Here is a 26,998-nt window from a genome sequence, read left to right as displayed (position 1 = left end):
AGCCCCTCTCCTTCTAACTTCCCACTTAATCATTCTTCATTTACTAGTATATTTTTTTCTTTCAATATCTTTTTACTTTGTAGAGTTAGTTTCTGCATTTCAACAGGAGTGACAAATTGTCTTTTTGAAAAACAATCGTATTCCTTTTTACGAACCGCATCGAGAATCCCTCTGTATACATTTGCCGAAACTAAAACGGGGAGTCGACTTTCTGCATCAAAATGATGGATCGAATCACTGAATTGATCGTACAAATTCTCAGCACGAACAGCTAATGTTTCCCAGATTCGAATGAAGTTCTCGTTTATTTCATTGTTACGCAAAGATTCTATCGAATAGTTTTCTTTTTTCAATAGTTCTTGTGGAATGTAAATTCGATTAATATCTCTTAAATCTTCACCTACATCACGTAAAATATTGGTTATCTGCATCGCTACTCCTAATGAATTAGCTTGGTGTTGCAAATCCTTTTTTGTTTTCGAAGCAATAATGGGAAGCAGCATTAAGCCTACTGACCCTGCTACAAAAGCACTATAATTTTCTAAATCTTCCAGAGTTTCAGGAGCTACAAAGTCAATATCCATCCGTTGACCTTGTAATTGATCAAAAAATGGCTGGATATTCATTTGGTAGCGTTCAAAAACATCACGAAGTGCTCGCCACATCGGTTTTTCTATTGGCTCTCCTTTTTCAAAACGTTTGAGTTCTTCTTCCAAATGATTCAACTGATTGATTTTTTCTTCTTTGACTTCAATTGTATCAACCGTATCATCTGCTAAGCGACAAAATGTATAAACCGCATAAATTGCTTGTGCTTTTGGCTTTGGTAGTTTTGAAAAAGCATAATAAAAACTTTTTGAATGATGCTTAATAATTTTTTCGCAATATTGGTAGTCTTCTTCTAAGTTGGTTTGTTTAGTCTCTCTCATCATAGCCCTCCTGCTGAGAAATTATTTATCTTTATCGTCTAATTGCAATTCATCAGTAGCGATTTTCGCTGACAACAACACAATAGGAACACCTGCGCCTGGATGAGTACTACTTCCTGTAAAGTATAGATTCTCACAGTGAGTCGCCTTACTTTGAGGACGCATATGATTGGATTGAGTAAGAATTGGTTGCAAGCCGAACGTTGCCCCATTATAAGCATTGAATTTAGATTCCCAATCTAGTGGTGTTGTATAAGCTTCTGTGACAACTTCTTGTTCAATATTTTCCATTCCAGGAAGATTTTTTAAATTCTCAAAAACTTTATCACGATAATAACGAATGGTTTCATCATTCCATTCATACTGAGCGATTGAGAGTTCTGAAACTGGAACTAGAATATAAAGTCCTTCTTTTCCTTCTGGAGCTAAGGAAGCATCGCCTTTGGTTGGGACGTAGAGATAAACCGATGGATCCTCTAATCGTTCCCCATTAAAAATTTGTTCTAGATTTTGATCGAGATTTTTGGAGAACATAAAGTTATGCAGATTTTCAACTTCATCATACTTTCGGTCCATTCCTAAATATAAAACAAAACAAGAACAAGAATATTTCATCTTATCAATTTTCTTATCTGTATATTTCCCTTTAGATTTTACATCTTTCACTAAATTCTTCATTGCATATGGGAAATCCGCATTACACATTACATAATCAGAATATATTTCTTCTCCATCGACTGCAATTCCTTTGGCTTTTTGGTCAACAATCAGAATTTCTTGTACATCAGAATGATAGTGAATCGATCCTCCCAATTCCAAAAATAAACGCTCCATTGCTTTCGCCATTGTATGCATTCCGCCTTTGATAAACCAAATTCCATACAATATTTCAATCATGGGAATAATTGTATATAATGAGGGTCCATTTTTAGGAGATACTCCAATATAAAGGGTCTGGAAACTTAACATCTGTTTTAATTTTTCATCTTTAATATATTTAGAAATAGAATGTTCCGCAGTATCAAAGGTCTTTAATCTTAGCCCTTGTAATAGAGTAGTTGGATTATAAAAATCTCTTTTATTTCTGAAAGGTTGTTGTAAGAAATGGTCTTTCGCAATAATAAAGCGCTTATAAATATCATCTAAATAAGCTAAATATCCCTGTGAGTCTTCTTCACTTATTTTTTCAATTTCTCGAATCATCGTTACTAAGTCAGATGAAACATCAAATTTCTCTTTTCCATCATTAAAAAAGGCACTATACATAGGGTCTAAACGTTGCATAGGAATGTAATCATCAGGATCTCTACCAACTAATTCGAATACTTCACGATATAAATCTGGCATCATAACAATACTTGGTCCTAAGTCAAACTGATAACCATCTTTTTTTAATACATTCATTTTCCCACCAGGTGTAGACTCTTTTTCATAAATTTCTACTTCATAACCCGCATGTTGCAAGCGAATTGCACTTGCAAGACCTGCTACGCCTGCACCTACTACACTAACCGTTTTTCTTTTCTGCATATCCAACCGTGCTCCTTTTTCATTCTGCTTGAGAATTATTTTTTATTTTTTTATTTTTCTCATCTAACTTTGTGAATTCTTGATTTAAGTTTTTCAAATACTGTAGGAGTTCTTTTTCATTAATACCATCTAAGTTACATTGTACTACTTCTTTCAATATGTTGTGAGAAATATCCTGCTTTTTATCATTTGCTTTTTTTGTTAATGACATCACAGAGGCACGTTTATCACTTTGAGAAGTTTCTTTATTTATCCAATTTTGTGCTTCTAATTTAGTCAATATTGGATTTAATGTACCGATTGATATTCCTAATCGTTGTTGAATCGACTTTGCATTCACAAAATTTTCATCCCATAATGCTAGCAGAACAAGATATTGTGGAAAAGTTAGTTTATAAGGTGATAGAGCTCTTCCATACATTTTGGAAAAGCCATTTGCTGCTCGATATACTTCAAAACAGAGTTGATCTTCTAACATTCGATCAAATATTTTTTCATCCATTTTTTCACACTCCAACTATCCCGAAATATCATTCCATTATTTTCGTAATGAAAGGACTCCGTCTTTCATTTCATAGACTTTATCACATCGATCAATGAGTCGCTCATCATGAGTGACCATAATGGTCGCTTTTTGTTTGTCCTTCGTTTCTCGAGCCAAGATTTCAACTACTTCAAAAGCTTTTTCAGAATCTAAACTTGCAGTAGGTTCGTCTGCTAAGATGACTGATGGATCGTTATAGAGAGCACGTGCAATAGCTACTCGCTGTCGTTCTCCTCCAGAAAGATCACTTGGATATTTACTTTTTAATTTTGTAATCCCCAATTCATCTAGTAGAAAATTTGTTTTTTCTACATCCATCTTTTGACGTTGTACTTTATTCACTAGACGTAACTGATCCGAAACAGAAAGAAAGGGAACGAGATTGGATGCTTGCAAAATAAACCCAATTTCTTTAAATCGTAACGCTGCACGTTTCTTTTCCTTTTCTTCACTAAAGGAATTTTCTTTAATTAAAACAATTCCTTTACTTGGTTGTTGGAGACCTCCAATAATAGTCAACAACGTACTTTTTCCTGAGCCACTTGGTCCAATAATTGCCACAAACTCTCCTGCTTCAACAGAGAAATTTGTTTCTTTTAATGCCTCTACTTTTGTATGTCCTTCACCGAATGTTCGGCTAACATTTTTTAATTCAATTAACTTCACTTTAGTTTCCCCTATCCAATTGCTTCCAATGGATCAATTTTTACAACCGTTCTCACAGAGAACAAGGCACCTAGAACTGCAAATACAATAAGTAAAAATGTAATAGCAGCTATAAACATAATATTCGTGCTATAAGGAACGGCAGGCGGTAACACAAGAGAAGTAAGAATCGTTAGAACCAAACCAATTCCAACTCCTATCACTGCTAACAAGAATGTTTGTGCAAGAACGGATCGTGAAATGTAGCCAGAAGAAATTCCTTGAGCTTTCATAACACCAAACAGACTAGTCTTTTGTAGTGTTAAAACGTAAATAAATATTCCAATTACAATCGCAGCAATGACTACTAGAAAGCCAATCATTAATCCAAACGTTAGTACTTGAGCATTATAACCCGGTATTTTATTAATATATTCCGCAATTGGATACGCTACTAAGTCTTCACTTTTTTCAGTTACCGTTTCTAACTCACCATTATTTCTTACGATAACAGCACTAATTCGTCCATTTTCTGACTCATCAATTGCATCGAATCGAATTTCTTGATAGCCACTAATTGTGGTATACAAAACAGGAGAAACACTGAACTGTGCCCCTTCTGTAAATCCAACCACTTCAACTTTTTTATCTGTTCCAGCAAGTTCTAAAACATCGCCTAAAACAATACCTTCTTTTTCCTTTAAAGTGATGTCAGCAATGACTTCATCATTACTTGTAAAGGACTTTCCTTCAACAACTTCTGGCATTAAAAATTCATCGTCATTAATACCAAAGAAAGAAACATTAATTTTAGACTCTTCTCCTGTTTCTCCACTTTTACGTACGACGTTAGGAGCTTGTCCTAGTAGCGCCGTTTCTTTTCCTTCTACTTTTTTTGCTTCTTCAAATGTCATCATCGACATCCCAATATTTGTATTGGACTCATCAGTCAAAACAATTCCATCCGCTTCCCATTTATCAATGGCTGTTCGGTTTGCTTGAGCCAACCCATAGGATAGTCCTATTAAAAAATAAACTAAATAAGACACCAAAAGCATTACCCCAATAATCAGAGCAAATCTTGTTTTTGAATGTTTAATTTCTTTCCATGCTAAAAACATCGCGTAATCTCCTCAGTAAACTATTTTTATATATCGTTTGTTTTATAACTGTACTTTAAATCGGATACGATGTAAAGTAGTTAAACTTACGAATGGAAAGAAAATAAAAAGCTATTAAAATAAACCTTCAGTCAAAAATACTGAAGGTTTTAAACTCATTCTTTTATTCTTCTATTTCAACTGCATGAACCAAAAGTCTGCCATCATCTACTGAGAATTCACAGCTAACAAGAGTTAAAATCTTTTCATCTACGGATACAGGTACATCTAAAGAAAAAATAGAAGCATCTTGAAGCGTTGTTAGCAGCTCTCGATATTCTTCATCTGCCTTAAAGGAGGTTTGAAGGAAATCTGTATTTGCTGGTGCAACATTAACAGAGAATACTTTATACGTTTTATTTGTATACGAATTATTAAAAGTAAATTCTTGATTGGCTAAAAGAAATTCTTCATTGAGATATTTTTCTAATTCTCTAAACATCTGACCATACTGAGTGTAATGGCCATAGATAACTGTATGTTGATCCAGCCCCATACCAATGTTCCTGTAGTCCATAAAAATCGCACCTAAGATATCTTCTTCCCCATAAAAATTATGATGAAGGTAATACTCATTATCTCTTCCTCGAACAACAGGATAATCAATGACGGTATTTCCTATGGTTAGCCATCCCATATAATCAGAGTTTATTTCATAGTATTCAGATGAGGGATTCTTTTTAAATGTCATTTCCTTGATCGCTGTGGCAGACAAATTCTTTTCATCCATCTCAAAGTTTGTGGAACTAAATGGAGGAGATTCTATTTTTTGACCTGATATATTTTTAAGGGTAAAACTTTCTCGTTCTATTTTCGTAGGAATGAGCACTTCCTTTTTCTGTTCTTTCATGTTTACTGAGTAATAGCCAAGCTGCAGGAGCAGGAGAGTAGATAAAATAGTTATTTGTATTTTCTTTTTGATAAAACCACTCCTCTCGACTAGGTTCGTATATTTTGACGGCGCTTACATCTTAATGCTGTTATAAACGTAGTAATAGAGAAAGCAAAAAATAATGCTCTGTTAACTATCGGATAACAAGGAGATGGAAAAGTTGAAAACATTTTTAACCGGTATTTTTTCTCTTGTCACATTGCTCTTTCTCACTTTCAATATTGCTTCTATGGCCAGTGCTGCTGATACAGATCCAACAGATGATATTGTAGGTGTTGCTATGGGGAATGAAGATTTTAGCATTCTTGTATCCGCCCTTCAAAAGGCAGAATTAGTTGATACTCTTAAGGGAGATGGACCATTTACAGTGTTCGCTCCTACAAATGCTGTTTTTGAAAAACTTCTAACCGCTTTAGATATTACTGCAGAAGAATTACTTGCTCAACCAGATTTAGCGAAAGTACTTACTTATCATGTTGTAGCTGGAAAAGTAATGGCTGCTGATTTAACAGATGGCATGACTGCTGCTACAGTAAACGGACAAGAAGTTACTTTTGACCTTTCAGGTGATCCAATGGTTAATGATGCAACGATTATTACTACTGATGTAGCTGCTACCAATGGCGTGGTTCATGTGATTGATACAATTCTTGTTCCAGACGATTTCAAATTACAAGCTGTCGAAATGGGTATGGATGATGTTGCAGAAACAGGAATTGAAAGCTCTATGGCTTTACTTATTGGAGTTCTTGTTACAGCTGCTGGACTTCTTTATGTAGTATTCCAAAAGAAAACAGCATAATATTTTACCTACTTAATTAATCTCGATCAATAGAATCATTAAAACGGAAATCAAAACTCTTCATAAAAAGAGTTCTGATTTCCGTTTTTGTCTATTTACCATTCTAGTTTCATGTTCTCAAATTTTTCTTGTAATTCTTTAATCATATTATTTTTACGTTTTTTAATCGTACGTAATGCCGCACTCAACTGTTCGGGTTCATCGCACATGTCGCATTCTTCTTTTTGCCGCTCCATTCCCTCTTCAACGGCTTCATATGGAGCTTCCTTTTTTATTTCATCCAACACTGCATAAATTTGTTTCCTCATTCGTACCATTCGTTCTGGTTCCATCGCTTTAATTTCTTCCAGTTGTTGAATCATATAAGCGAAATTTAGGTGGCGTAGCATTCGTCCGTCCTTCACCTTCACATATTCCTTCACGAAAGGAGAAACACCTGCTGCCCGTCCGTTAATCTGATACCAGCCATCAAATATTTCCCATACATGAGTAGATTCTTCTGGTAAAAAGTCCCTTTTCAACCGATAGACCTCATCTTCTCCAGTAATTTCAGCTATCCAACATTTCCCATCTTCTTCATGAGGAAATAGTTGTAACGTTTGTGACTTCATTCTTATGATCACTTCTCTCTGTCTGTTCTCTTCTTCATTATAACAAACGAGGTATAGCTTATCCATTCACGTTCCCTTCAAAATCAAGTCTCTTTTCAAACAAAATAGGAAGGACACATCCCTTGAGGGTTTGTCCTTCCTGTTAAGATTATTTTATTCTGTTCGTAATGCTTCTACTGGATCTTTGTTTGCAGCAACACGTGATGGAATCAAACCAGCAATCACGGTTAATACCAAACTAATCAATATCAATGCCACACCGCCCAATGGAGGTAAACTAGAAATATTGGAGATACCGGTTCTATCCTGAATAATCATACTAATGGGAATATTAGCCAAGATGGTAATTCCAATTCCCAATACTCCGGACAATAGTCCAATAATAAAGGTTTCCGCATTGAACACTCGTGAAATATCTTTTTTGGATGCTCCTACACTTCGTAGAATCCCAATTTCTTTCGTACGTTCTAATACAGAGATGTATGTGATAATCCCAATCATGATAGAAGAAACCACTAAGGATACTGCCACAAAGGCGATTAATACATAGCTGATGATATTTATAATGGAAGTCACCGAGCTGAGTAGAGTCGCAATCAAGTCACTGTAGGTGATGACATTTTCTTCTCGTCCCGCTGCTGTTTCATCTGCATTATATTCTTCAATCAAACCAGCAAGTCCGTCTTTAGAATCAAAATCTTTTGGATAAATATTAATAGAAGTAGGTTTGTCTACGTTAACAGCACCTAAACGCTCCAAGTTTCCTTCTTTTGTTGCATTAAAATTCTCTTGATAAGCATTCAACACATCAGAAAGTTCTTCTTCAGAAAGTGTTGCCATATTAGCTCTTTGCTCATCACTTAAGTCTGCAAAGTCAAACTGTTGATCTGGATTTTCAGGAAACTCTGTTCCTGTAAAAACATTAATTTCTGGATTATCTTTTTGTTCCTGAACAATTTCTGCATCTTTTACTTGTTCAATGATGTACTCTTTTAGAGCACTTGTATAGCCAATGGTTCCCATCTCCGGTTGAGTTACCGCTTCTGCATTTGGTTTCATAATTCCGACTACTTTAATATCTTCACTATTTTCCACAGCAGACTTTAAAAATTCTTCATCATCGCTTTGATCAAGCCAGAGATTTTCATTTTTCTCATAAAAAGCAGTGTTCAATACTAATTTAAACTGCATACCTAGTAAATCTTCATAGCTGTATTCTGGCATTTCTGTATCTTCAATTTCTTCATCGTTCAATACCGCTTCAAAATTGTCAGATAATTGTTCTAAGCTTAAGAGCCCTAATGCGTATAAGGTGTAATCACTAACATGATTTTCTTCGTCTATCATGATGACAACTTCGTCGTGAGATTGTGGTCAACGACCGGAAACTGTGTCGTATTGGGATTCTAACAGTTCTTGATTGTCTAATAACTCATCCCAAACATTGTTGCCGCCGCCACCGCCTATTGCACTTTGGAAGGTTCCAGCACTTTGAGACGTGCCTAAGTTAATCGCATCCATAACTTGAGATGGATTTACTTGAACAACTCCATCGACTCCTTCTGGATTATAAATATTAATCGGAAAGTTATAGCTGTATTGAATAGCATTGCTATATTCTTCAATCCTAGCATCTCCACTTTCCAAATACTCTTTGAAGGCTTCCAGATTATTCGAGTTCTTCTTGCTGGCAATCGTATTGATTACATCGTTCATAACAGGTGTAGAGGTTACATACCCCGCGGGTGCTTCTCCTTCACTTTCTGAGTTAGCACCACTCAAAGCTTCAACAATGGTCCCTAAATCTAAAGTTGATTCTTCAATTGTAATAGGATAAGAAGATAAGGTATCTTCTTCAATTCGGGAAATATAATCTTGAACTCCATTTGATAAAGATAAAATTAAAGCAATCCCGATAATCCCAATACTTCCTGCAAAAGCAGTTAGTAAGGTTCTTCCTTTTTTCGTTAACAAATTATTGAAACTAAGCGATAAGGCTGTGAAAAAGGACATAAACGTTTTTTTACTTTTAAGAACATCACTTTCTCGTCTCTCTATCTCAATAGCTGGGTTTGTATCATCGATAACAGAACCATCTAGCAACTGGATAATACGAGTGGAGTACTCTTCTGCCAATTCTGGGTTGTGAGTTACCATGATGACTAAACGATCAGAGGCAATCTCTTTCAACAAATTCATAATTTGAGAACTGGTTTCTGAATCTAAAGCACCTGTTGGTTCATCGGCTAAAAGGATTTCTGGATCGTTAATCAGTGCTCGAGCAATCGCTACCCGTTGCATTTGTCCACCAGACATTTGATTTGGTTTTTTATTGACATGGTCTTTTAAACCAACTTTTCCTAATACATCCAGAGCCCGCTGTCTTCTTTCTTGCTTAGAAACTCCTGCAAGTGTTAGAGCTAACTCTACGTTTGCCAAGACCGATTGATGAGGAATTAAGTTGTAACTTTGGAAAATAAAGCCTACTGAGTGGTTACGGTACGTATCCCAATCTTTTTCTTTAAAATCTCTTGTGGATTTTTCATTAATAATTAAATCTCCACTTGTATATTGATCGAGTCCGCCTATTATATTTAATAGAGTTGTTTTTCCTGATCCACTTTGTCCTAGGACCGAGACAAACTCATTGCTTCTAAACTTCAAGTTCACTTCATTCAGAGCTTGAACGGTTTGATCACCAGTCGTGTACTCTTTTGTTATATTTTTTAGTTCTAACATTTTTTTCACCCTTCACTGTTACTTCCATTTTTTAAGATATATTCTCTTTTACACAATCAATATACACGGAATCATGTCTCTCATAGTGTAGAGGTAGAATGTGAAGAAATCAAGAAAGCAAGCTTATCTCTAGCCTTCTTTTACATTTCTTAATGTTTTAAGTGAATGGTTAAAGTTTTATACTTATGATTCATTTAAAATAGTACGTATTGCTTCGTCCACTTTTGTAGTGGGTTGTTGACACATAAAATCTTCACATATATAAATCGTTGTCTTTTCATCTTTCTGAGGGTACTCAGAAGCAAATTCAGCTATTCCTTTGAATTCTAAATGATTCTCCGCAGTCAATATTACTGTATTTGGTAGATACTGTTTTTGTAACTGTTCCAAAAACATTTTCCGTTGTGGATCATTTTTCATACCCAGAAGCACTACTTCTTTACCTGGATATTCCATAATTAATAGGCTCTTCAACAATGTGGGGGCAGAAGATGGCATTCTGGTTATATCTTCATGAAATAATTGATACATTTCGTAGAGTCGATCGCCATACTTTGTCTCTCCGGTTAATTTTTGTAGTTTTGCATAGACAAAGCCCGCAACACTGTTTCCAGAAGGCATCGCTCCTTCCGTAATTTCTTTATCAGGAGCAATCATTTTCTCTCCATCATTTCCGCTAAAGAAAAATCCTCCCGCTTGCGAATCCCAAAACAGTTGCTCCATCTCTTCTGTCAGATTTATTGCTTTTTGTAAGTACCTTAAATCCGAACTAGTTTCGTATAGCTCTAAATAGGCCCAACTCAAGAAGGCATAATCATCTAAATAGGCAAGATGCTTTGTTTCTCCATCTCGGTATCGAGCCATCATTCTTCCATCCCGGAATAACGTTTTTTCTAAGAAAAGGAGAGCTTTTTCTCCTTTTTGAAAATAACCTTTTCTGGGAATACTTTCCCTGCACGAGCAAGAGCTGCAATCATCAGACTATTCCAACTTGCTAAAACTTTATCATCAGTATGCGGACGGACCCTTTTTGATCGAATTTGAAAGAGCGTTTCTCGCGCTTCTTCCAAACGATTTTTTAAATCTTGTTCAGAAATATGATAGTCTTGAGCTGTTTCTTTCAAATTAACTTGGATTCCTTGAATAATATTCTTCCCTTCAAAGTTCCCTCTTTGAGAAAGACCATGGACTTCAGCAAAAACATCTCTTTGATCTTGATCGAGTACATCAAATAGTTCTCCATAATCCCATGTATAGTATTTCCCTTCAACTCCTTCAGAGTCCGCATCAATAGCGGAGTAGAAAGCACCTTCTGGAGAAGTCATTTCACGATCGATAAAGGTAACTAGTTTTTCGCATATTTCTTCATAGAAAGGATCTTTTGTGATTTGAAAACAAGTAGTAAAGACCATTAATAGCAACGCATTATCGTACAACATTTTTTCAAAGTGAGGCGTTTTCCATCTACGATCAATCGTATACCGGGAAAAGCCAAATCCAATCTGATCCCAAATTCCACCTTTTACCATTTGCTTTAAGGTATGCTCTACCATCGCAAGCGCCTGTGGATCTTGTGTAACTTGATGGTAATGCAATAAGAAAAGTAAATTTTGTGGTTGAGGAAATTTCTGGCCGGATCCAAATCCACCAAATACTCGATCATACTGACTACTCATTTCAGTAAATCCTTCTTCTACAACTTTTCTGGATAAGCCTTCTTCACTTTTTTCTGCACCGTTTGAAAGAGCGCTTGTTGAACACTTTCTTCTGTACTCATTCGTTTCTCTTTTTCATGGTGATAATTATGTTCGAGAGTCTTTAATAAATCTAAAATACCGGGAAGATTCTGTCGGCTTGTTCGTGGAAAATAAGTCCCCGAAAAGAATGGAATCTTATCAGGGGTCATAATGATTGTCAGCGGCCATCCTCCTCTTCCCGTCATCATTTGACACACTCGCATATAAATAGAATCAATATCAGGACGCTCTTCACGGTCCACTTTTATGGCTACATAATGTTCATTTACATATTGCGCTACTTCTTCATCTTCAAAAGACTCATGGGCCATCACGTGACACCAATGACAAGTAGAATAGCCGATGGAAAGAAAAATTGGTTTATTTTCTTTTTGAGCTTTAGCGAACGCTTCTGGTCCCCATGGATACCAATCAATAGGATTAAAAGCATGTTGTAACAGATAGGGGGACTTTTCATTTATTAATTTATTAGGTTTGGACAATTTCTTCGACTCCCTTTTCAAATGTTGTATTCTCTCTATCTAGTATAGAACGCCTCAAGAAAAAAAGATAACCCTTTAGGAAAATCCCTTTTAAAAAAAGGGTTCTAAATTGCCTAAGGTACGCCTATATGCTATATTTAAATTATCAATAGACATGTTAAAAAGCGTACAAAGAGAAGAGGGATGTGTATGGGAAGAGGTGGAGGAGGCGGCGGCAGTCGTGGCGGCGGCGGTTCCTTTGGCGGTGCAAGAGGCGGCGGCGGACGAAGTAGTGGTGGCGGCCGTGGCGGCGGTTCCTTTGGTGGAAGTAGTGGTCGCGGTGGTGGCTCCTTCGGTGGAAGCAGCGGCCGTGGTGGAAGCCCATTTGGTGGCGGAAATAGAAGCAGACCAATTATTAGAACCGGACCGATCATTAATACGGGTGGATATCGCAGACGCTCCGGTGGTGGCTTTTACGGAGGTCCACGTGGCGGATGTGGCTCAGGGTGTGGTTCTGTATTCTTTATCCTAATTATCTTAGCAGTAGCGTACTATATGTTATTCTCAATAGGTTCTGGTGGGAATAATAGTTCCGGTTCAGGAACAAGTATTACTAGATCCACTGTTGAAAGAGAATCTCTACCAAGTGGCTCCGTCAATGAAACTGATTATTACACCGATCAAGCAAATTGGATTAAAAACCCAACAGAAATGTTAGATGGACTAAAACATTTTTATAAAAAAACAGGTGTACAACCTCACGTTTATATTACAGAGGAAATTAATGGCTCAACAACTGCTTCTGAACAAGAAGTAGCCCTATTTTCAGAAAATTTATACGATGAATTGTTTACAGATGAAGCCCATTTGTTACTTGTTTTTTATGAGCCCGTTCCTAATATGTACACACAGCACTACATTACCGGAACACAGGCAAAACAAGTCATTGATACGGAAGCTGGAAACATTCTACTCGACTATATCGATCGGAATTATTACGAAGACTATACTGATTCTCAGTTGTTTAGTGAATCTTTCCGTTCAGCAGCCGATCGTATTATGGATGTAACCCGCTCTCCTTGGATTCCAGTATTTATTATTGGAGGTATCATTCTCTTAGCTGCCCTTTCGTTCCTATGGTGGAAGAGAAAGCAAGAACAAAAAAATATCGAAGCGAAACGAACAGAAGATATGCTGAAGACACCATTAGATAAGTTTGGAAGCCCTTCTGAAGCGGATGAACTAGCTAAAAAATATAGTGATGATTCTAATAAATGAAAGATAAATTAAAGGAGGAAATAATATGTCAATTTTAAGTCGTTTTTCTGATATTATTAGTTCAAATATTAATGCGGTGATCGACCGAATGGAAGATCCAGAGAAGATGATTGATCAATACCTTCGGAACATGATGGATGACCTTGCTGAAGTGAAAAGAAGTACGGCAGGAATTATGGCCGAAGAAGCTAGAGCGAAACGTGAAGTAGATCAAAATGAAGCTCAGGTTAATAAATATGCAGAACTCACTAAAAAGGCTTTAGAAGCTGGTAATGATGATGATGCTCGTATTTTCCTATCTAAAAAGCAAGAAACTGAAAATGTTGGTTCTGGATTAGCAACTTCTTATGCTTCTGCTCATGAAAATGCGATGAAGATGCGTCAAATGCATGATAAACTCGCTAATGATATTGAAGTATTGAAAAATCGTCGTGCGATGATTAAAGGAAAAATGTCTGTTGCCAAAACACAAGAAACCCTTAATACCGTTACAGATTCTATTTCTAAAACAAAAGGTGCTATGGGATCCTTCCAGAGAATGGAAGACAAAGCAAACCGTAAATTGGATGAAGCAAATGCTATGAATGAATTAAATTCTGCACCAATTGATGAAGCGAAGAAACTAGAAGAAAAATATGCTTCTCAAACTTCAGCAGCTGTTGAAGATGAGTTGGAGCGTATGAAAAAAGATATGGGGTTATCTTCTACAAAAGAAGAGCCTACTGATTCTGACGAACAATAATATATAGAAAGAGCTGTGCAGCGGAAACCACGAATTCGCTGTGCAGCTCTTTTTGATTGATAACCGGTACGATAACCCTTTTTACTACCAACTTTAGACAATTATCGTTACACTAAATAGGAGAAGGAATACAGAATTCCTTTTGTTAAAAAAGAATAAGGAGGAAAAACAGCAATGAATAAAGAACAACTGAAAAAAGTTCGAGATGGAAAAGGTTTTATCGCTGCATTAGATCAAAGTGGTGGTAGTACTCCTAACGCTTTAAGTGCATACGGTGTAATGGAAGATACGTACTCTTCAGAAGATGAAATGTTTACTCTTGTTCACGAAATGAGAACTAGAACTATCACGTCACCTGCTTTCGACTCCCAGTATATTCTTGGTGCCATCCTATTCGAACAAACGATGGAAAGTAAAATAGAAGGAATGTACACAGCCGATTATCTAGCAGATAAAAAAGGAATTGCTCCCTTCTTGAAGATTGACAAGGGATTAGCCGATCTTAAAAATGGCGTTCAATTAATGAAACCTATGCCAGAATTAGATGCCTTATTGAAAAAGGCAAATACCTTTAATATTTTTGGAACAAAAATGCGTTCTGTTATTAAGGAATTAAATGAAGAAGGCATCAAAGAAATTGTGAAACAACAATTTGAAGTAGCCAAACAAATTATTGATGCTGGTTTAGTCCCAATTATTGAACCAGAAGTAGATATAAATTCAGATAAAAAAGCTGAGATTGAAAATCTTTTAAATAAAGAAATTCTTCTTCACTTAGACCAACTATCTTCAGATGACAAAGTTATGTTGAAACTAACGATTCCTACCGTTGCGAATACATATAAAAAAGCAATGGAGCATCCGAATGTAATCCGTGTCGTTGCTCTTTCTGGTGGATATTCACGAGAAGCAGCAAATGAGAAGTTGAAGGAAAATGATGGTTTAATTGCCAGCTTCTCCAGAGCGTTAAGTCAAGACTTACGAGCTAATCAAGATGATGAAGAGTTCAATAAGAATTTGAAAGATTCCGTTCAATCCATTTATGATGCATCCGTAAATAAATAAACACAAATAAGATCAAGATTTGCTTTTTTAGCATTTCTTGGTCTTTTTCTTTTTTTAAAAAAGGTCATTCCTTTATCTTCTATATATGATACTATACACATATACAATCAAACTTTTTCTATATTGAAAAGAGGTGGCCTCTGTGTTTATACTGTATGTCTCTCCCACTGCCCGATCTTGTAGAAAAGCTCGTTTATGGCTGCAAGAACGTCATGTCCCTTTTAAAGAAAAAAATATTTTTAGTTCTTTCCTATCAGTAGAGGAATTTTCACGTATTATTGATTTGCTTCGTAAAGAAAAGAAACCCTTACCCTTTTCACTACCCCATATCTGTCATTGCTTTTCTGAAAAACAAGAAGAGCTAGAATGGTATGAAGCCCTTGCTGAGTCCCCTTACTTGTTAGATCGTCCTATTCTCGTAGGAAGCACGCACATTGTAGTAGGCTTTGACGAAGAATGTTTTCAAAACTTTTTATTGAATGAAACCGTTTACTAGTAACTGGAAAGCTGATACTCGAGCGTGATTTAATCTGCTCGAGTATCAGCTTTTTTAATTTTTAACTAGTTGTAAATAAAGGGACGCTGCATCTTGAATGTGCAAGTGTTCATCTGCTTCATCTTCTGATTCAAATGGTGCACCGGCCGTTACTAGTAGATACTGCTTGTTATTTATTTCAGCGGTTGATGCCAAACATAGACCTGCTTCTTCTGTAAAACCAGTTTTTCCTCCTTTTAAGAGTGAATCTAATTGAGGAAAATCTTTCGTAAAGCGAAACATAGAACTTTTCATTTCTAAACCATCTGCATTCATATTCGTTGGAGAAGTAGTAAATTGTCTAGTTCCAAAAATAGTAGAAAATTCTGGATTTTGAAGTGCAACTTCTAATAAGGAAGCTATATCTTCAACCGTAGAATAGTTTTGAGGATCATGTAAACCAGTTGTATTACTAAAATGCGTATTTTTTAAACCTAATTCTTGAGATCTTTCATTCATCTGTTCAACAAATGATTCTTCAGATCCAAAGAGAAGATGAGCAATGGCCAAACAACTATCTGCACCCGAAGGAAGAATGGCACCATAAAGAATATCACGATAAGATACCTTTTCACCTACTTGAAAACCTGCCACAGATGCATCCATCTCTATTAAGCCTTCAAAATATTCTTCTTTCATAATGGTTTCTTGATCTAAGTCCCCTAGTTGTTCAATTCCTAATAGGACGGTCATAATTTTCGTGAGCGATGCAGGAAATATTTTTTCATCACTCTTTTTATCAACCAATACTTTTCCAGTTTCTCTATCAATCAAAATCGCATTTTTACTATGCAACCCAGCTGTTTTTATAATTGGAGCAGATGCTCGTTCACCAAAAGTTGTTTCCTCGACAGACTCTTTTACACTAGCGAGGATTCCTGTCTTTTTAGGTTTTTCATCAGGAATACGGTTAATTAAGGTTGGGGCCTCTGTTTTCTGGATGATTTCATTTGTATGTCTATCCGTAGTTTCTTGATACAGAAAAAAGCCTGAGCCAATCAGCCCTAACAAAAGGAATGATCTAAACATCAAAGGGGTCCGTTTTTTTGAACGTTTTGTTTTTCTTTTATTCACTACTCTATTCACCTACTTTTTAAAAATTCATGAAGATTAATGAACTGCTTTAATCCTCATCTTTAACATCAATATCTTCTGGGATTGGCTCTTCCAAGTAATCCCTTAATTCTTGTTCATATTTTTTTCGTTCTTTTATAAAAAGTTTAAATTGATTCCGATTAATCAAAATTTCTTCCTCGTATTTTATGGTACGAATTTGACCTTCTCGAATCAATCTTTCAATTTCACTAACGGGTACATCAATATATTCAGCTGTTTCTATAACATTCAAATACAACCTATTCACCTCATTTTTGTACTGCCCCCTGAAATTACTTCGATTGTTTCTGAAGCAATCTCTATACGATCGCCTTCTTGTTCAAATCGTTGAAGAATTTCAGTAAAAAGCTTATCTTTCGTACTTCTACGTTCACGATAATCAACTACATACCGTAAGCTTACTTCTGCCCAGTTATCATCAAAGGTAAGATATACTTGGTTTTCTAAAGAAGCATTTTCTAGTTTATAACGTCGTTTCATATTTTCCCAAGCAACTGCTGCTTCTCTATTGTACAATTCTGTATGCTTTTTTGCTACCTCTAATAAAATTATTTTAGCTAGCTGCATATCACTTTCAAAACGTAATGGAATTTGAATTTCATCCCAAAGAAATTTAAAATCTGCGGCATAATTGTAAACAGGCGAATTAAAAATATAACTATTCGCAACTCGCACAATTCTACCCGTATACTGGTCACCATCTACCCATTCACCAATTTCCATCAAGGTGGTTCGCAGCACTCCAATATCTACGACATCTCCTTTGATTCCTCCGAGCAGAACTCGATCACCCGTTTCAAAAAAATCACCAAATAAGATGGCAAACCATCCTGCTATACTAACAATGACTTCTCGAAGCGCATAGGTTACTCCAGCTCCAGCGAGTCCAATTGCGGTAGTGAAGCCTGTTAGATTTCTTCCAAAAATATACATGAAAACGATAAATAATAAAAAGTTGTTTATCCAGCGAGCTATTTTCCGAGCAACATACCAATGGCCTGAATTTTTTAATTTTCCATATAGCCGATTCAAAAGGAATCGTCTCGTGACATAAAGAAGAATGAAAAATATAAGAAACCAAATCACATTTATTAACAAGGGATAAGATTCAGAAAAGCGACGTATCCAATCCATTTCACTACCTCCATCATTTTATAGAAACATATCCTTTTATTCTTGTTTCCATTATACTGTATAATGATAGGGAAACGCGAAGAATGAACGTTTCACTTAAGAAAAGGAAGTGGCTACCATTAAAAAACGACGCAAAGATAACTCTTCCCTTAAAAAGGATATTACCTCCTACACCGTAGAAGAGCCAACAGAATTACTCGCATTTCTTTTACAGACAATCACGAATAAAAGTCGGAACTCTGTAAAATCTTTACTGACTCGAGGACAAGTTCATGTCGATGGAGAAATCATTACGCAACATAACCATCCTTTAAAACCTGGACAAAAAGTTGGGATTCAGAGCAATAGAGAATCTATAAAACAAACGGCCCTCATCGGGATAACTTTACTACATGAAGACGACGATATTATAGTAATCAATAAAGATGCTGGCGTTCTTTCTGTAGCAGCAAACCAACCAGAAGAAATGACTGCCTATCGCCAATTGACACAATATGTAAAAGAAGAAAACCGTAAAAAACGGATATTCATTGTTCACCGACTCGATCGGGATACTTCTGGAGTCATGGTTTTTGCAAAAACAGAAGAAGTTAAAAATTCTTTACAAACGAATTGGAAAGAAATTGTAGAAGAACGGATTTATATTGCTCTTGTCGAAGGTGAAATCCCTGAAAAAGAAGCAACCATTTCTTCTTGGCTTACAGAAAGCAAGTCAATGAAAGTCTATTCCAGTCCTGTAGACAATGGTGGAAAACATGCCGTTACTCATTACAAAAAGATCCAAGGAAATGAACACTATTCTTTATTAGAAGTAGAGTTAGAAACCGGCCGAAAAAATCAAATTCGAGTTCACTTACAAGATATTGATCATCCAGTAGTAGGGGATAAAAAATATGGTTCTGTTACGAATCCTTTGAATCGATTAGGTCTGCATGCATCTACACTCGCGTTCCTTCATCCTCGGACAAATGAACTCGTGCAATATCATGCACCTGCTCCATCTACTTTTTATTCAAAATCAAAATAATTTTATTCAGTATAAAAGACATCTCTTGCTCTGCACAGGCAGAAGATATGTCTTTTATATTTTTCAGCTGAAAAGAGTAACTTGATTTCTCCCATTTTTTTTAGAAGTATAGAGAGCTTTATCCGCCTTTTCAGTAATATCTATTGCTGAATCTCCTTCTAAAAACATAGCTACACCAATACTCACGGTAATCAAATGAGTGGGATGGCATTTTGAACGTTCTACTAATTGATTAATATTTATAGCTAAATTCAATGCTTCTTTTTCATTTGTATCTGCTAAAAGCACAACAAATTCTTCACCACCATAGCGAGATACCATGGATTCTACCGGGATACGTTCTTGCATCAATTGAGCTATATTTAAGAGGACATGATCTCCAACAGGATGACCATACGTATCATTCACGTATTTGAAATGATCAATATCAATCATCAGTAAAGAAAAAGAAGCTTTTTCTTGTTGGGAACGTTCAACCAGTTCTGCTAACTTTATTTCAAATAGTCTACGATTTGGAATTCAGTAAGCTGATCTGTATTTGCTAGTCTTTTTAACTTTTCATTTAATAGTAATAGATCATTTTGTTTTTCTTCGATTTCTTGATAAATATTTTCAAGTTCAATTAAGGCATGTTCATTTTTTAGATAGGCATCTTCTATTTTTTTCTTGGATGCTCGTAGTTCCATTTCATAGTCAATTCGTTTTCGCATGGGCATCAAGATACAATCAACAAATTTTTCTGAATCACCTTCAACCTGACAAGCGTTCATTAAGAAAGGGGTTTCTTCGCCTTCACCATTTTTGAATTTAATATACAGTTCATCGACTGCGCCAAAAAGATTAATATTTGGATAAAAATAGGAATGGAAGACCATTTTATTTGCTGGTTTCAAGAAGCTTTCAATGTGTTGTCCTACTACCTCTTGTTTTTTATAACCCATTTCATTCAAGAAGGTATCATTGGCCTCGATAAGAAAACTTTTATGATCGAGTTTTAAATATCCACAAGGTGCATTCTTTAACCGGACTTCCATTTTATATAGTCTCCTTTATTCCTTACTTTTTCCGTTCAGATATTCTTGAATAATTGAAATCGTTTCTTCAGGGTTACTAATATGAGGATAATGCCCTTTTGCTTGCAAATATCGAATTTCACTGTTTTTAAGATGTTGGTGCAGATACTCACCTGTTTCGACTGGAACAATACTATCTTCTGAACACTGCATAATTAAGGTGGGCTTATTTGCCAATGCTAATTGATTTCTACAATCTGAAAAGAAAGTAACTTCTGCAAACTCACGCGCGATTCCCTGATTATTAGCCACAAATGTACGCTGAAGTTCCTGTGTATGTAGGGAGTCTCCTCTTTCATGCATAGCAATTGGAGCTAGGTAATTGGCCCACCCAACAAAGTTCATTTCCATCATCCCAAGCATATCTTGAACGTCACTTTCTTCAAACCCTCCATAATAACCATCTTCTGTATTTATATAACAAGGAGAAGGTCCAATCATGATCAGTTTTGAAAAACATTCTGGCTTTTCAATAGAAGCTAGCATTCCAATCATAGAACTAATCGAATGTCCTACAAAATATACATCTTTCAAATTTAATGCTTCAATAACATCTAACAAATCTTGGGTATACCCTTTTAAAGAACTATACTTTTCAGAATCGTAAGCATCCATATCTGAAGCACCTGAACCCACATAATCAAAAAGAATAATTTTATATTTTTCTTCAAAAGCTGGAGTAATATATTGCCACATGCTTTGTTCACAGCCAAAACCATGGCCAAAAAGTAAAGGTTGTTCTCCTTTTCCAAAAACTTTAACATGATTCCTCTTCATTACATCTACCATTTTATTTTACCTCACTTTATATAATAGAAACTCGCTAATGAATAACTCTTTTCATCATAGTATACCTTATCAAAGTTTTTCTCACAAAGTTTATATTAATATTCACAAAATAAGGAAATACCTTAATTGGGAGTTACGACTAGAAATAAAAGAGCAAAAATATTCCTCCTCTTTTTTTGTAAATGTGTACTATAATGAAGGAACAAGATGTTAGCTATCATTTTTTAGAAAGGGTGATTTTAAAGTTGGAATTACGACAATTACGTTACTTCTTGGCTATTGCGAATGCGAAAAGCTATTCCGCCGCAGCTCAAAACTTATTTGTTACTCAACCTACTTTGACATGGAATATTCAAAAACTAGAAGAAGAATTAGATACTCGTCTTTTTTATCAAACAACTAGAGGGATCGAACTCACTGAATCAGGAGAAATTCTATTTGAAGAAGGTAAAAACATACTGTCCAATGTAGATGACATGTTAGAACATATCCAGTTAAGAGGAGACAATCAAAAAAAGACTTTGAAAGTTGGGATCACCGCTTTATTTGTCATTCAATACATGGACCAAATCGTAAATTACATCAGTTCCAATCCGGAAGTTGAATTGACCTTCATTCAACATGGATCTGTTGTTCTTCAAAAGATGTTGGCAAATAAGGAAATTGATCTTGGATTATTATCTTTTCCAATCTATGAGCCATCTATCGAAATAGAAAAATTACGAACTTCAAACCCGAATTATAAAATTTCTGTAGTCGTTCCTCCTGATCATCCTCTAGCAGCAAAAAAATCTATTAAATTTCCAGATTTAGAAGGCTATGAAATTTGTTCCTTTACAAAAGACTATGTATTAGGGAAAATTTTATATGAGCGATGTGAAGCTTTTGGATTTACTCCAAATGTCATATTTACAAATAATAATTGGGAAGTGCTTTTAAAAAATATAGAGGCAACTCGTACTCTAACCTTAATGCCTGATGTCATTAAAAAAATACGTAAAGACAGTGAACTAAAATGGATTCCCCTCGTTGATAAAGCTAGTGAGTTTAACGTTGGGATTGCAAAATTAAAAGAAACAAGTCTTAGTGAACCTGCCGTTCGCTTCATAGAATGTATTAGAGAAAATTAAAAAAATCTTCTAATCAAAAAAAGGGACTCAAACACAAAATGTTTGAGCCCCTTTTTTCTATTCATGAGCATTCATTATTTGTTCTTTGACATGAATTAATTGAGTAATGCATTCGTTATAAGGTGCACGTAATTTATAATCTTTGGCAATTCGAGCAACCGCTCCATTGATATAATCAACTTCAGTTAAGCGATTATTCACATCTAAGTCTTGATGCATCGAAGGATAATGATCAGAAGCATTTAAACTAATTTCAGTTACATGCTTGATGAGGTCTTCCACATCCATCTCCACACTTTTTTCTTTGGCAACCATAACAAATTCTTCGATAATCGTCTTAATGATTTCCGGGTTTTGTTTGGTTGAATAGAACTGGCCTAGATTACAATCAAGTAGTGCACAAATTGCATTATTACATCCATTAACAGTAGCTTTACGCCAAATAGAGAACTTCACATCTGAACTATATATTGCATTTAATCCAGCTTCATCCAATACTTGAACAAGCTCCCGAGCAGACTTTTCTTGTTCTTCTCCACGAGCATAGTTTTGAATTTCAATGGAGCCTCCTCCATGAAAAGCAACCTGTCCGGGACCTTTTAAGTGCGCAGTAAACACTGTGACTCCCATAAAAATATTTTTCTTGTCTACATACTTTCTAATGATATCTTCATGGCCAATTCCATTTAAAAGAGAAATAACTTTTGTTTTAGAACCAAGAATGGGCTGAATATCTTCCAACATTTTTGGCAATCCCATTGATTTTGTAAATAAGAAAACAATATCGGCAACTTCTGTTACTTCTATTGGATAATGAATGGCAATTTTAACGGTACGTTCTTGTTCTCCATCATCAATGATTAAACCATTTTCACGGATCGCCTCAATATGTTCTGTCCACCAATCGATCAAAGTTACGTCATGACCTGCTTCTTGAAGTTGAGCCCCAAAACGACTACCCATAGCACCTGATCCAGCGATTGTAATTTTCATTGCTTCACCTACTCTGACATTTTTTTATTTAAAATTTAACGATGATTTTCGGGTTCTTCGAATACATGATATTCTTCTTTTTTATTTAGTACACGTCTAGCTCCTTGAGCTAAAGCAAGTAATTCTTCTTCACCCGGCACACGGTAGACAGGAGCAATGAAAGAGACGCGGTCTTTTACCATATCGGTGATGTAATCAGAATGCGCTAACCCACCTGTCAAAATAATACCATCTACATTTCCATTTGCTACAGTTGCAAGCTGACCAATTCCTTTAGCTATTTGATAGGCCATCGCTTCTAAAACCGTTTTGGCTTTTTGATCCCCATCTTTTGCTTTTCCTTCTACTATACGCGCATCATTCGTTCCAAAATAAGAAACAAGTCCGCCATTTTTTCGTAGTAGGGTATTCATTTCTTTTTCAGTATGCTTGTAACATAAAGGAATTACTTCTTTCAAAGGTAATCCACCCGCACGTTCTGTGGAGAAAAGTCCTTCATCATCTGCTACAACATCTGTAATCCGACCTTTTTCATGGATACTGACTGTACTTCCCCCACCAATATGAGCGACGATTAAATTACATTCTTCATAAGGTTTATGTAATTCTTCATTTGCGATTTTAATACCGACCGCTCTCATATTGAGCATATGAGCGATACTTTTTCTTTCAAAAAGAGCAGTACCAGAGATACGAGCTACATCAGTCATTTGGTCTACCGTTATAGGATCATAGATATACGATGGACAATCTTTTACTCCAAATTTTTCAGCAATTCTTTGTGCTAGTCCAGCTCCTAAGTTGGAAGCATGTTCTAGGACAGGATAATCACGTAAGCACGTAAGCATCGCATCATTTACTATATAAGCTCCTGCTTCAACAGGCGGAAGACATCCTCCTCGTCCAACTACTCCATCCAACGAATCTGCTGCTATACCTTCTTCTTCCAAAGCTTTTAAAATATCTTGATATCGGAAATCTGCTTGCTCCAAAATGGTACTATATTTAGAAACCTCTTCTAAAGAGTACGTAATCTCTTTTTTAAATTTTAATTCATCATTTTCAAAATAACCTATTTTTGTAGAGGTTGCTCCTGGATTAATTGCTACAATACGATCTACCATTGGGAATTCCCCTTTCTTCTATATAAATTCAAACAAAAAAGGAAAAAGCTCATTTGGTTCAACACTGTTTCGCGAATGAGCTTTTCCCCTCTGTTATCTATTAACTATGGATTGGTTTTCCTAGTGCTAATTCTGCTGCATCCATAACGGTCTCAGCAAGAGACGGATGACTGTGAATAGTCAAAGAAATATCTTCTACAGTTAAGCCTTGCTCCAGAGCTAATGCTAGTTCAGCGATTACATCACTGGCTCCAACACCTACTATTTGAGCTCCTAAAAGTTCATTAGTATTTTTATCCGTTATTAAGCGGACAAATCCTTCTGGCTTGTTTAATGATAATGCGCGACCATTTCCGCCAAGTGGAAATTTACTGCTCTTTGCATCATAGCCTAAATCTTTTGCTTCTTTTTGAGTATAACCGACTACAGCCAATTCAGGTTCTGTAAAGCACACGGCAGGCATAGCTAAATAATCAACTGCTGCCCCTTTATCTCCACTAATTGCTTCTGCTGCTACCTTTGCTTCATAACTTGCTTTATGAGCTAAAGCAGCGCCAGGAACTACGTCCCCAATAGCAAATACGTCTCGTTTATTCGTACGTCCCTGCTCATCAACTTTAATTAAACCTTTTTCATCGGTATCAATATTAGCCATGACTAGACCGATATCATCTGTGTTTGGTCTGCGACCTACACATACAAGAACATAGTCTGCTTGAACGGTTTCAGACTTCCCATCTACCTCGTAGGTTACTGTAGCTTTTTCATCCGTTTGTTCAACGGATTTAGCCATTGCACTTGTAACTACCGAAACATCTCTCTTCTTGAAGTCTGCCTCTACTAATTTCACCATATCTTTTTCAAATGTTGGTAAAATTTGCGGTGTTCCTTCTAGAATGGTTACTTTTGTACCAAAATTAGCATATACTCCAGCTAGCTCAATTCCAATATAGCCTCCGCCAATCACTACAAGTTCTTTAGGAATTTCTTTCAAATTCAAGGCGCCGGTTGAATCAATGACGCGACCTTTGAATGGGAATCCTTTGATTTCAATCGGACGGCTTCCTGTAGCAATGATGGCGTGATTAAATGTATAGGACTGTACAATTCCTTTTTCTTCGTCAAAGATTACTCGAATAGTGTGCGGATCAATAAAGAACGCTTCACCTTTTAAAATCTCTACTTTATTTTTTTCAAAAGCATTTCTACGCCTTTAGTTAGCTTGGAAACAACTTGATTGTCTTTCCAACTTTGCGTTTCCTCAAAATTAATTGTGGTTTCTTTTGTATGAATTCCTAAAATCTCTGAATTCTTAGAAGCTGTATACTGATGGCTTGCTGTAATCAACGCTTTGGATGGAATACACCCTACGTTTAAGCACACTCCGCCAATATCTCCTTTTTCAATAATTGTAACCTTCTGTCCCAGTTGTGCAGCACGAATCGCTGCTACATATCCACCTGGGCCAGAACCAATAACAATTGTATCCAATTCTTCAGTGAAATCTCCTACTACCATAACTGTTTGTCACCCCTCAACAAATAATAATTCTGGATCAGCAATATATTTCTTCAAGTCCGTCAATGCTTTCTGAGCAGTCAGACCATCGATAATACGGTGATCAAATGCGAAAGAAACTTTCAGCATTGGTGCAACAATTGGTTGTCTATTTTCATCTGGAATAACCTCGTCTTCAATTCTTGCAACTCCAAGAATTGCTACTTCTGGTTGATTGATGATTGGAGTAGACCAAACACCATTTAAAGCTACTGAACCAGTATTTGTAATGGTCATTGAACCATTCTTCATGTCAGAACTCTTCAAGGTTCCATTCATTGCTTTTTCAGTATTTTCTACTAAGTCTTGTGCTACTTTAAATAGACTCTTCTTGTCCGCATCTTTAATATTTGGAACATACAATCCATTTTCTGTATCGGTTGCTACGCCAACGTTGACATAATTTTTGTAAATAATTTCATTGTTTTCTTCATCTACAGAAGCATTTAAATCAGGATAGCGAGCTAGAACAGCGGCTACTGCTTTTACAAAGTACGCAGTATAAGTTAATTTAATACCACTTTCCTTCGCGATTTCTTTAAATTTATCACGGTGCTCAATCAATTTCGTAACATTTACACGATCGAGAATCACTACATCTGGAGATGTACGCTTACTACTTACCATAGCTTTAGCAGTCATACGGCGCATTGGAGACATTTTCACTCTTGTTTCACGAGCTGTTGTGTCTACTTTTGGCTCTTCTTGAGTACTTGCTGCTGGTTTTTGTGTACTTGCTGTTTCAGCTTCAGCTGGAACTTGCGCTTGAGTCACTTCTTTCTCTGCTACAGGTTGAGTTGCAGCTCCACCATTTGCCAAGAATAAATCAATATCCTCTTTTGAAACACGATCGTTTTTACCTGTCGCTGGTACTTGAGTGAGATCTACATCTTTTTCTCGTGCATATTTACGGACTGCTGGAACTGCCAACATCCGAATATCTACGCTTGGAGTTTTTGAAGTGGAAGCAGAAGCACTCTTTGGATTTGGATTATAATCAATATCTTTTGGTACTTTTCCAATTACACTACCATCTACCTCTGTAATAACTTCTTGTTCCGTTTCTTCTAAAGCTACCTCTTTTTTAGGTGTGGTGGCAGGTTTTGAAGAGTCGCCTTCTACTTCAATTTCAATAATAGAGCTCCCAACTTTGGCTACTACACCTTCGTCAGCAATAATTTTTTTGACAACTCCTGTAACCGGTGATGGTAAGACTACTACTGCTTTATCACTTTGAATCTCCACCAACTCTTCGTCTTCTTTGATGGTTTCTCCTTCTTTAACATGCCAGCTCAAAATTTCACTTTCGTGTAAACCTTCTCCACTATCTGGCAAGATGAATGAATAAATCATATTGCATACCCT

At 36.1% G+C, this 26,998-nt stretch carries 26 protein-coding genes and 2 pseudogenes; 7 read left to right on the top strand and 21 right to left on the bottom strand.

Translation table 11 applies throughout. The features are described 5' to 3' along the window. Nucleotides 1-29 precede the first annotated feature (29 nt). The 6 genes from LZ578_RS02805 to srtB all read right to left on the bottom strand — a co-directional run bounded on the left by LZ578_RS02805 (nt 30) and on the right by srtB (nt 5,658). Nucleotides 30-929, bottom strand: coding sequence for a phytoene/squalene synthase family protein (locus tag LZ578_RS02805; RefSeq protein WP_235145831.1), 900 nt, complete (start codon nt 927-929; stop codon nt 30-32). A gap of 21 nt (nt 930-950) precedes the next feature. Further along, nucleotides 951-2,459 carry an NAD(P)/FAD-dependent oxidoreductase gene (locus LZ578_RS02800; RefSeq protein WP_235145830.1) on the bottom strand — a complete coding sequence of 503 codons (1,509 nt, stop codon included), beginning with the start codon at nt 2,457-2,459 and terminating at the stop codon, nt 951-953. Nucleotides 2,460-2,478: 19 nt separating this feature from the next. Next, on the bottom strand, nt 2,479-2,961 hold the full coding sequence (locus tag LZ578_RS02795) for a MarR family winged helix-turn-helix transcriptional regulator (RefSeq protein WP_235145829.1): 483 nt from the start codon (nt 2,959-2,961) through the stop codon (nt 2,479-2,481). Between the two features lie 36 nt (nt 2,962-2,997). Next, the gene (locus LZ578_RS02790; RefSeq protein WP_235145828.1) at nt 2,998-3,669 is read right to left on the bottom strand and encodes an ABC transporter ATP-binding protein; all 672 of its coding nucleotides are present in this window, start codon (nt 3,667-3,669) and stop codon (nt 2,998-3,000) included. A gap of 11 nt (nt 3,670-3,680) precedes the next feature. Then, nucleotides 3,681-4,769: an ABC transporter permease gene (locus LZ578_RS02785; protein WP_235145827.1), complete on the bottom strand. Its 1,089-nt coding sequence runs from the start codon at nt 4,767-4,769 to the stop codon at nt 3,681-3,683. Between the two features lie 163 nt (nt 4,770-4,932). Continuing rightward, nucleotides 4,933-5,658 (bottom strand): class B sortase, encoded by a 726-nt coding sequence (srtB, locus tag LZ578_RS02780; protein ID WP_235145826.1) that lies wholly within the window; start codon nt 5,656-5,658, stop codon nt 4,933-4,935. Between the two features lie 193 nt (nt 5,659-5,851). Between srtB and LZ578_RS02775 the strand changes: the two genes are divergently transcribed. Continuing rightward, nucleotides 5,852-6,502 (top strand): fasciclin domain-containing protein, encoded by a 651-nt coding sequence (locus tag LZ578_RS02775; protein ID WP_235145825.1) that lies wholly within the window; start codon nt 5,852-5,854, stop codon nt 6,500-6,502. Nucleotides 6,503-6,597: 95 nt separating this feature from the next. On the opposite strand, the gene LZ578_RS02770 is transcribed toward LZ578_RS02775, so the two are convergent. The 5 genes and pseudogenes from LZ578_RS02770 to LZ578_RS02750 form a co-directional block, all read right to left on the bottom strand. Next, the gene (locus tag LZ578_RS02770; RefSeq protein ID WP_235145824.1) at nt 6,598-7,179 is read right to left on the bottom strand and encodes a hypothetical protein; all 582 of its coding nucleotides are present in this window, start codon (nt 7,177-7,179) and stop codon (nt 6,598-6,600) included. A gap of 87 nt (nt 7,180-7,266) precedes the next feature. Next, nucleotides 7,267-9,852: pseudogene (locus LZ578_RS02765) on the bottom strand (ATP-binding cassette domain-containing protein). 183 nt (nt 9,853-10,035) lie between these two features. Then, the gene (locus LZ578_RS02760; protein WP_235145823.1) at nt 10,036-10,719 is read right to left on the bottom strand and encodes a hypothetical protein; all 684 of its coding nucleotides are present in this window, start codon (nt 10,717-10,719) and stop codon (nt 10,036-10,038) included. 26 nt (nt 10,720-10,745) lie between these two features. After that, a complete protein-coding gene (locus LZ578_RS02755; RefSeq protein ID WP_235145822.1) occupies nt 10,746-11,528 on the bottom strand; it encodes a thioredoxin domain-containing protein in 783 nt (260 codons plus the stop codon). 17 nt (nt 11,529-11,545) lie between these two features. Then, entirely contained in the window at nt 11,546-12,091 is a 546-nt protein-coding gene (locus tag LZ578_RS02750; protein WP_235145821.1) for a thioredoxin domain-containing protein, read from the bottom strand. Nucleotides 12,092-12,280: 189 nt separating this feature from the next. Here LZ578_RS02750 and LZ578_RS02745 point away from each other — a divergent pair, with 189 nt between their 5' ends. The 4 genes from LZ578_RS02745 (at nt 12,281) to LZ578_RS02730 (ending at nt 15,651) form a co-directional block, all read left to right on the top strand. Further along, complete coding sequence (locus tag LZ578_RS02745; RefSeq protein WP_235145820.1) at nt 12,281-13,348, top strand: hypothetical protein; 1,068 nt, start codon at nt 12,281-12,283, stop codon at nt 13,346-13,348. A 25-nt stretch (nt 13,349-13,373) separates the two neighbouring features. Next, complete coding sequence (locus tag LZ578_RS02740) at nt 13,374-14,090, top strand: PspA/IM30 family protein (protein ID WP_235145819.1); 717 nt, start codon at nt 13,374-13,376, stop codon at nt 14,088-14,090. Between the two features lie 174 nt (nt 14,091-14,264). Then, nucleotides 14,265-15,155, top strand: a complete 891-nt coding sequence (locus LZ578_RS02735) for a fructose bisphosphate aldolase (protein WP_235145818.1) — start codon at nt 14,265-14,267, stop codon at nt 15,153-15,155. Nucleotides 15,156-15,297: 142 nt separating this feature from the next. Then, nucleotides 15,298-15,651: an ArsC/Spx/MgsR family protein gene (locus tag LZ578_RS02730; RefSeq protein WP_235145817.1), complete on the top strand. Its 354-nt coding sequence runs from the start codon at nt 15,298-15,300 to the stop codon at nt 15,649-15,651. A gap of 54 nt (nt 15,652-15,705) precedes the next feature. Here the strand turns inward: LZ578_RS02730 and LZ578_RS02725 are convergent, their stop codons facing one another. The 3 genes from LZ578_RS02725 to LZ578_RS02715 are packed head-to-tail and all read right to left on the bottom strand — an operon-like array spanning nt 15,706 to nt 17,940. Further along, a complete protein-coding gene (locus LZ578_RS02725; RefSeq protein ID WP_235145816.1) occupies nt 15,706-16,764 on the bottom strand; it encodes a D-alanyl-D-alanine carboxypeptidase family protein in 1,059 nt (352 codons plus the stop codon). Between the two features lie 49 nt (nt 16,765-16,813). Next, nucleotides 16,814-17,038 carry a helix-turn-helix domain-containing protein gene (locus LZ578_RS02720; protein ID WP_235145815.1) on the bottom strand — a complete coding sequence of 75 codons (225 nt, stop codon included), beginning with the start codon at nt 17,036-17,038 and terminating at the stop codon, nt 16,814-16,816. Nucleotides 17,039-17,049: 11 nt separating this feature from the next. Beyond that, nucleotides 17,050-17,940: a mechanosensitive ion channel family protein gene (locus LZ578_RS02715; protein ID WP_235145814.1), complete on the bottom strand. Its 891-nt coding sequence runs from the start codon at nt 17,938-17,940 to the stop codon at nt 17,050-17,052. Nucleotides 17,941-18,049: 109 nt separating this feature from the next. Between LZ578_RS02715 and LZ578_RS02710 the strand changes: the two genes are divergently transcribed. After that, nucleotides 18,050-18,967, top strand: a complete 918-nt coding sequence (locus LZ578_RS02710; RefSeq protein WP_235145813.1) for an RluA family pseudouridine synthase — start codon at nt 18,050-18,052, stop codon at nt 18,965-18,967. Nucleotides 18,968-19,030: 63 nt separating this feature from the next. Here LZ578_RS02710 and LZ578_RS02705 read toward each other — a convergent pair whose 3' ends face one another. The 3 genes from LZ578_RS02705 to LZ578_RS02695 are packed head-to-tail and all read right to left on the bottom strand — an operon-like array spanning nt 19,031 to nt 20,829. After that, nucleotides 19,031-19,447 (bottom strand): GGDEF domain-containing protein, encoded by a 417-nt coding sequence (locus tag LZ578_RS02705; RefSeq protein ID WP_235146382.1) that lies wholly within the window; start codon nt 19,445-19,447, stop codon nt 19,031-19,033. Between the two features lie 11 nt (nt 19,448-19,458). Further along, a complete protein-coding gene (locus LZ578_RS02700) occupies nt 19,459-20,001 on the bottom strand; it encodes a PAS domain-containing protein (RefSeq protein WP_235145812.1) in 543 nt (180 codons plus the stop codon). A gap of 15 nt (nt 20,002-20,016) precedes the next feature. Further along, nucleotides 20,017-20,829, bottom strand: a complete 813-nt coding sequence (locus tag LZ578_RS02695; RefSeq protein WP_235145811.1) for an alpha/beta fold hydrolase — start codon at nt 20,827-20,829, stop codon at nt 20,017-20,019. Between the two features lie 194 nt (nt 20,830-21,023). On the opposite strand from LZ578_RS02695, the gene LZ578_RS02690 reads away from it, so the two are divergent. After that, a complete protein-coding gene (locus LZ578_RS02690; RefSeq protein ID WP_235145810.1) occupies nt 21,024-21,959 on the top strand; it encodes a LysR family transcriptional regulator in 936 nt (311 codons plus the stop codon). Between the two features lie 57 nt (nt 21,960-22,016). Here the strand turns inward: LZ578_RS02690 and LZ578_RS02685 are convergent, their stop codons facing one another. From LZ578_RS02685 to LZ578_RS02670, 4 genes and pseudogenes are all read right to left on the bottom strand, one after another. After that, complete coding sequence (locus tag LZ578_RS02685) at nt 22,017-22,952, bottom strand: 2-dehydropantoate 2-reductase (protein WP_235145809.1); 936 nt, start codon at nt 22,950-22,952, stop codon at nt 22,017-22,019. Between the two features lie 35 nt (nt 22,953-22,987). Next, nucleotides 22,988-24,076, bottom strand: a complete 1,089-nt coding sequence (buk, locus tag LZ578_RS02680) for a butyrate kinase (RefSeq protein WP_235145808.1) — start codon at nt 24,074-24,076, stop codon at nt 22,988-22,990. A 100-nt stretch (nt 24,077-24,176) separates the two neighbouring features. After that, nucleotides 24,177-25,594, bottom strand: a pseudogene (lpdA, locus tag LZ578_RS02675) (dihydrolipoyl dehydrogenase). Between the two features lie 9 nt (nt 25,595-25,603). After that, complete coding sequence (locus LZ578_RS02670; protein ID WP_235145807.1) at nt 25,604-26,986, bottom strand: dihydrolipoamide acetyltransferase family protein; 1,383 nt, start codon at nt 26,984-26,986, stop codon at nt 25,604-25,606. Nucleotides 26,987-26,998: the final 12 nt, after the last annotated feature.

Origin of the sequence: Jeotgalibaca sp. MA1X17-3 (genome assembly GCF_021513155.1) — a bacterium.
GTDB lineage: Bacteria > Bacillota > Bacilli > Lactobacillales > Aerococcaceae > Jeotgalibaca.
This window is presented reverse-complemented; position numbering and strand designations above follow the sequence as displayed.

Coding starts and splice junctions, on each gene's coding strand:
- LZ578_RS02770 (WP_235145824.1), bottom strand. CDS start 7,179: ATGGATAAGCTATACCTCGTTTGTTATAATGAAGAAGAGAACAGACAG.
- LZ578_RS02775 (WP_235145825.1), top strand. CDS start 5,852: ATGGAAAAGTTGAAAACATTTTTAACCGGTATTTTTTCTCTTGTCACA.
- LZ578_RS02735 (WP_235145818.1), top strand. CDS start 14,265: ATGAATAAAGAACAACTGAAAAAAGTTCGAGATGGAAAAGGTTTTATC.
- buk (WP_235145808.1), bottom strand. CDS start 24,076: ATGGTAGATCGTATTGTAGCAATTAATCCAGGAGCAACCTCTACAAAA.
- LZ578_RS02795 (WP_235145829.1), bottom strand. CDS start 2,961: ATGGATGAAAAAATATTTGATCGAATGTTAGAAGATCAACTCTGTTTT.
- LZ578_RS02690 (WP_235145810.1), top strand. CDS start 21,024: ATGAAGGAACAAGATGTTAGCTATCATTTTTTAGAAAGGGTGATTTTA.
- LZ578_RS02760 (WP_235145823.1), bottom strand. CDS start 10,719: ATGATGGCTCGATACCGAGATGGAGAAACAAAGCATCTTGCCTATTTA.
- LZ578_RS02700 (WP_235145812.1), bottom strand. CDS start 20,001: ATGGAAGTCCGGTTAAAGAATGCACCTTGTGGATATTTAAAACTCGAT.
- LZ578_RS02695 (WP_235145811.1), bottom strand. CDS start 20,829: ATGGTAGATGTAATGAAGAGGAATCATGTTAAAGTTTTTGGAAAAGGA.
- LZ578_RS02805 (WP_235145831.1), bottom strand. CDS start 929: ATGAGAGAGACTAAACAAACCAACTTAGAAGAAGACTACCAATATTGC.
- LZ578_RS02715 (WP_235145814.1), bottom strand. CDS start 17,940: ATGGATTGGATACGTCGCTTTTCTGAATCTTATCCCTTGTTAATAAAT.
- LZ578_RS02670 (WP_235145807.1), bottom strand. CDS start 26,986: ATGATTTATTCATTCATCTTGCCAGATAGTGGAGAAGGTTTACACGAA.
- LZ578_RS02685 (WP_235145809.1), bottom strand. CDS start 22,952: ATGAAAATTACAATCGCTGGATCAGGTGCTATGGGTAGTCGTTTTGGG.
- LZ578_RS02755 (WP_235145822.1), bottom strand. CDS start 11,528: ATGAGTAGTCAGTATGATCGAGTATTTGGTGGATTTGGATCCGGCCAG.
- LZ578_RS02800 (WP_235145830.1), bottom strand. CDS start 2,459: ATGCAGAAAAGAAAAACGGTTAGTGTAGTAGGTGCAGGCGTAGCAGGT.
- LZ578_RS02785 (WP_235145827.1), bottom strand. CDS start 4,769: ATGTTTTTAGCATGGAAAGAAATTAAACATTCAAAAACAAGATTTGCT.
- srtB (WP_235145826.1), bottom strand. CDS start 5,658: ATGAAAGAACAGAAAAAGGAAGTGCTCATTCCTACGAAAATAGAACGA.
- LZ578_RS02740 (WP_235145819.1), top strand. CDS start 13,374: ATGTCAATTTTAAGTCGTTTTTCTGATATTATTAGTTCAAATATTAAT.
- LZ578_RS02745 (WP_235145820.1), top strand. CDS start 12,281: ATGGGAAGAGGTGGAGGAGGCGGCGGCAGTCGTGGCGGCGGCGGTTCC.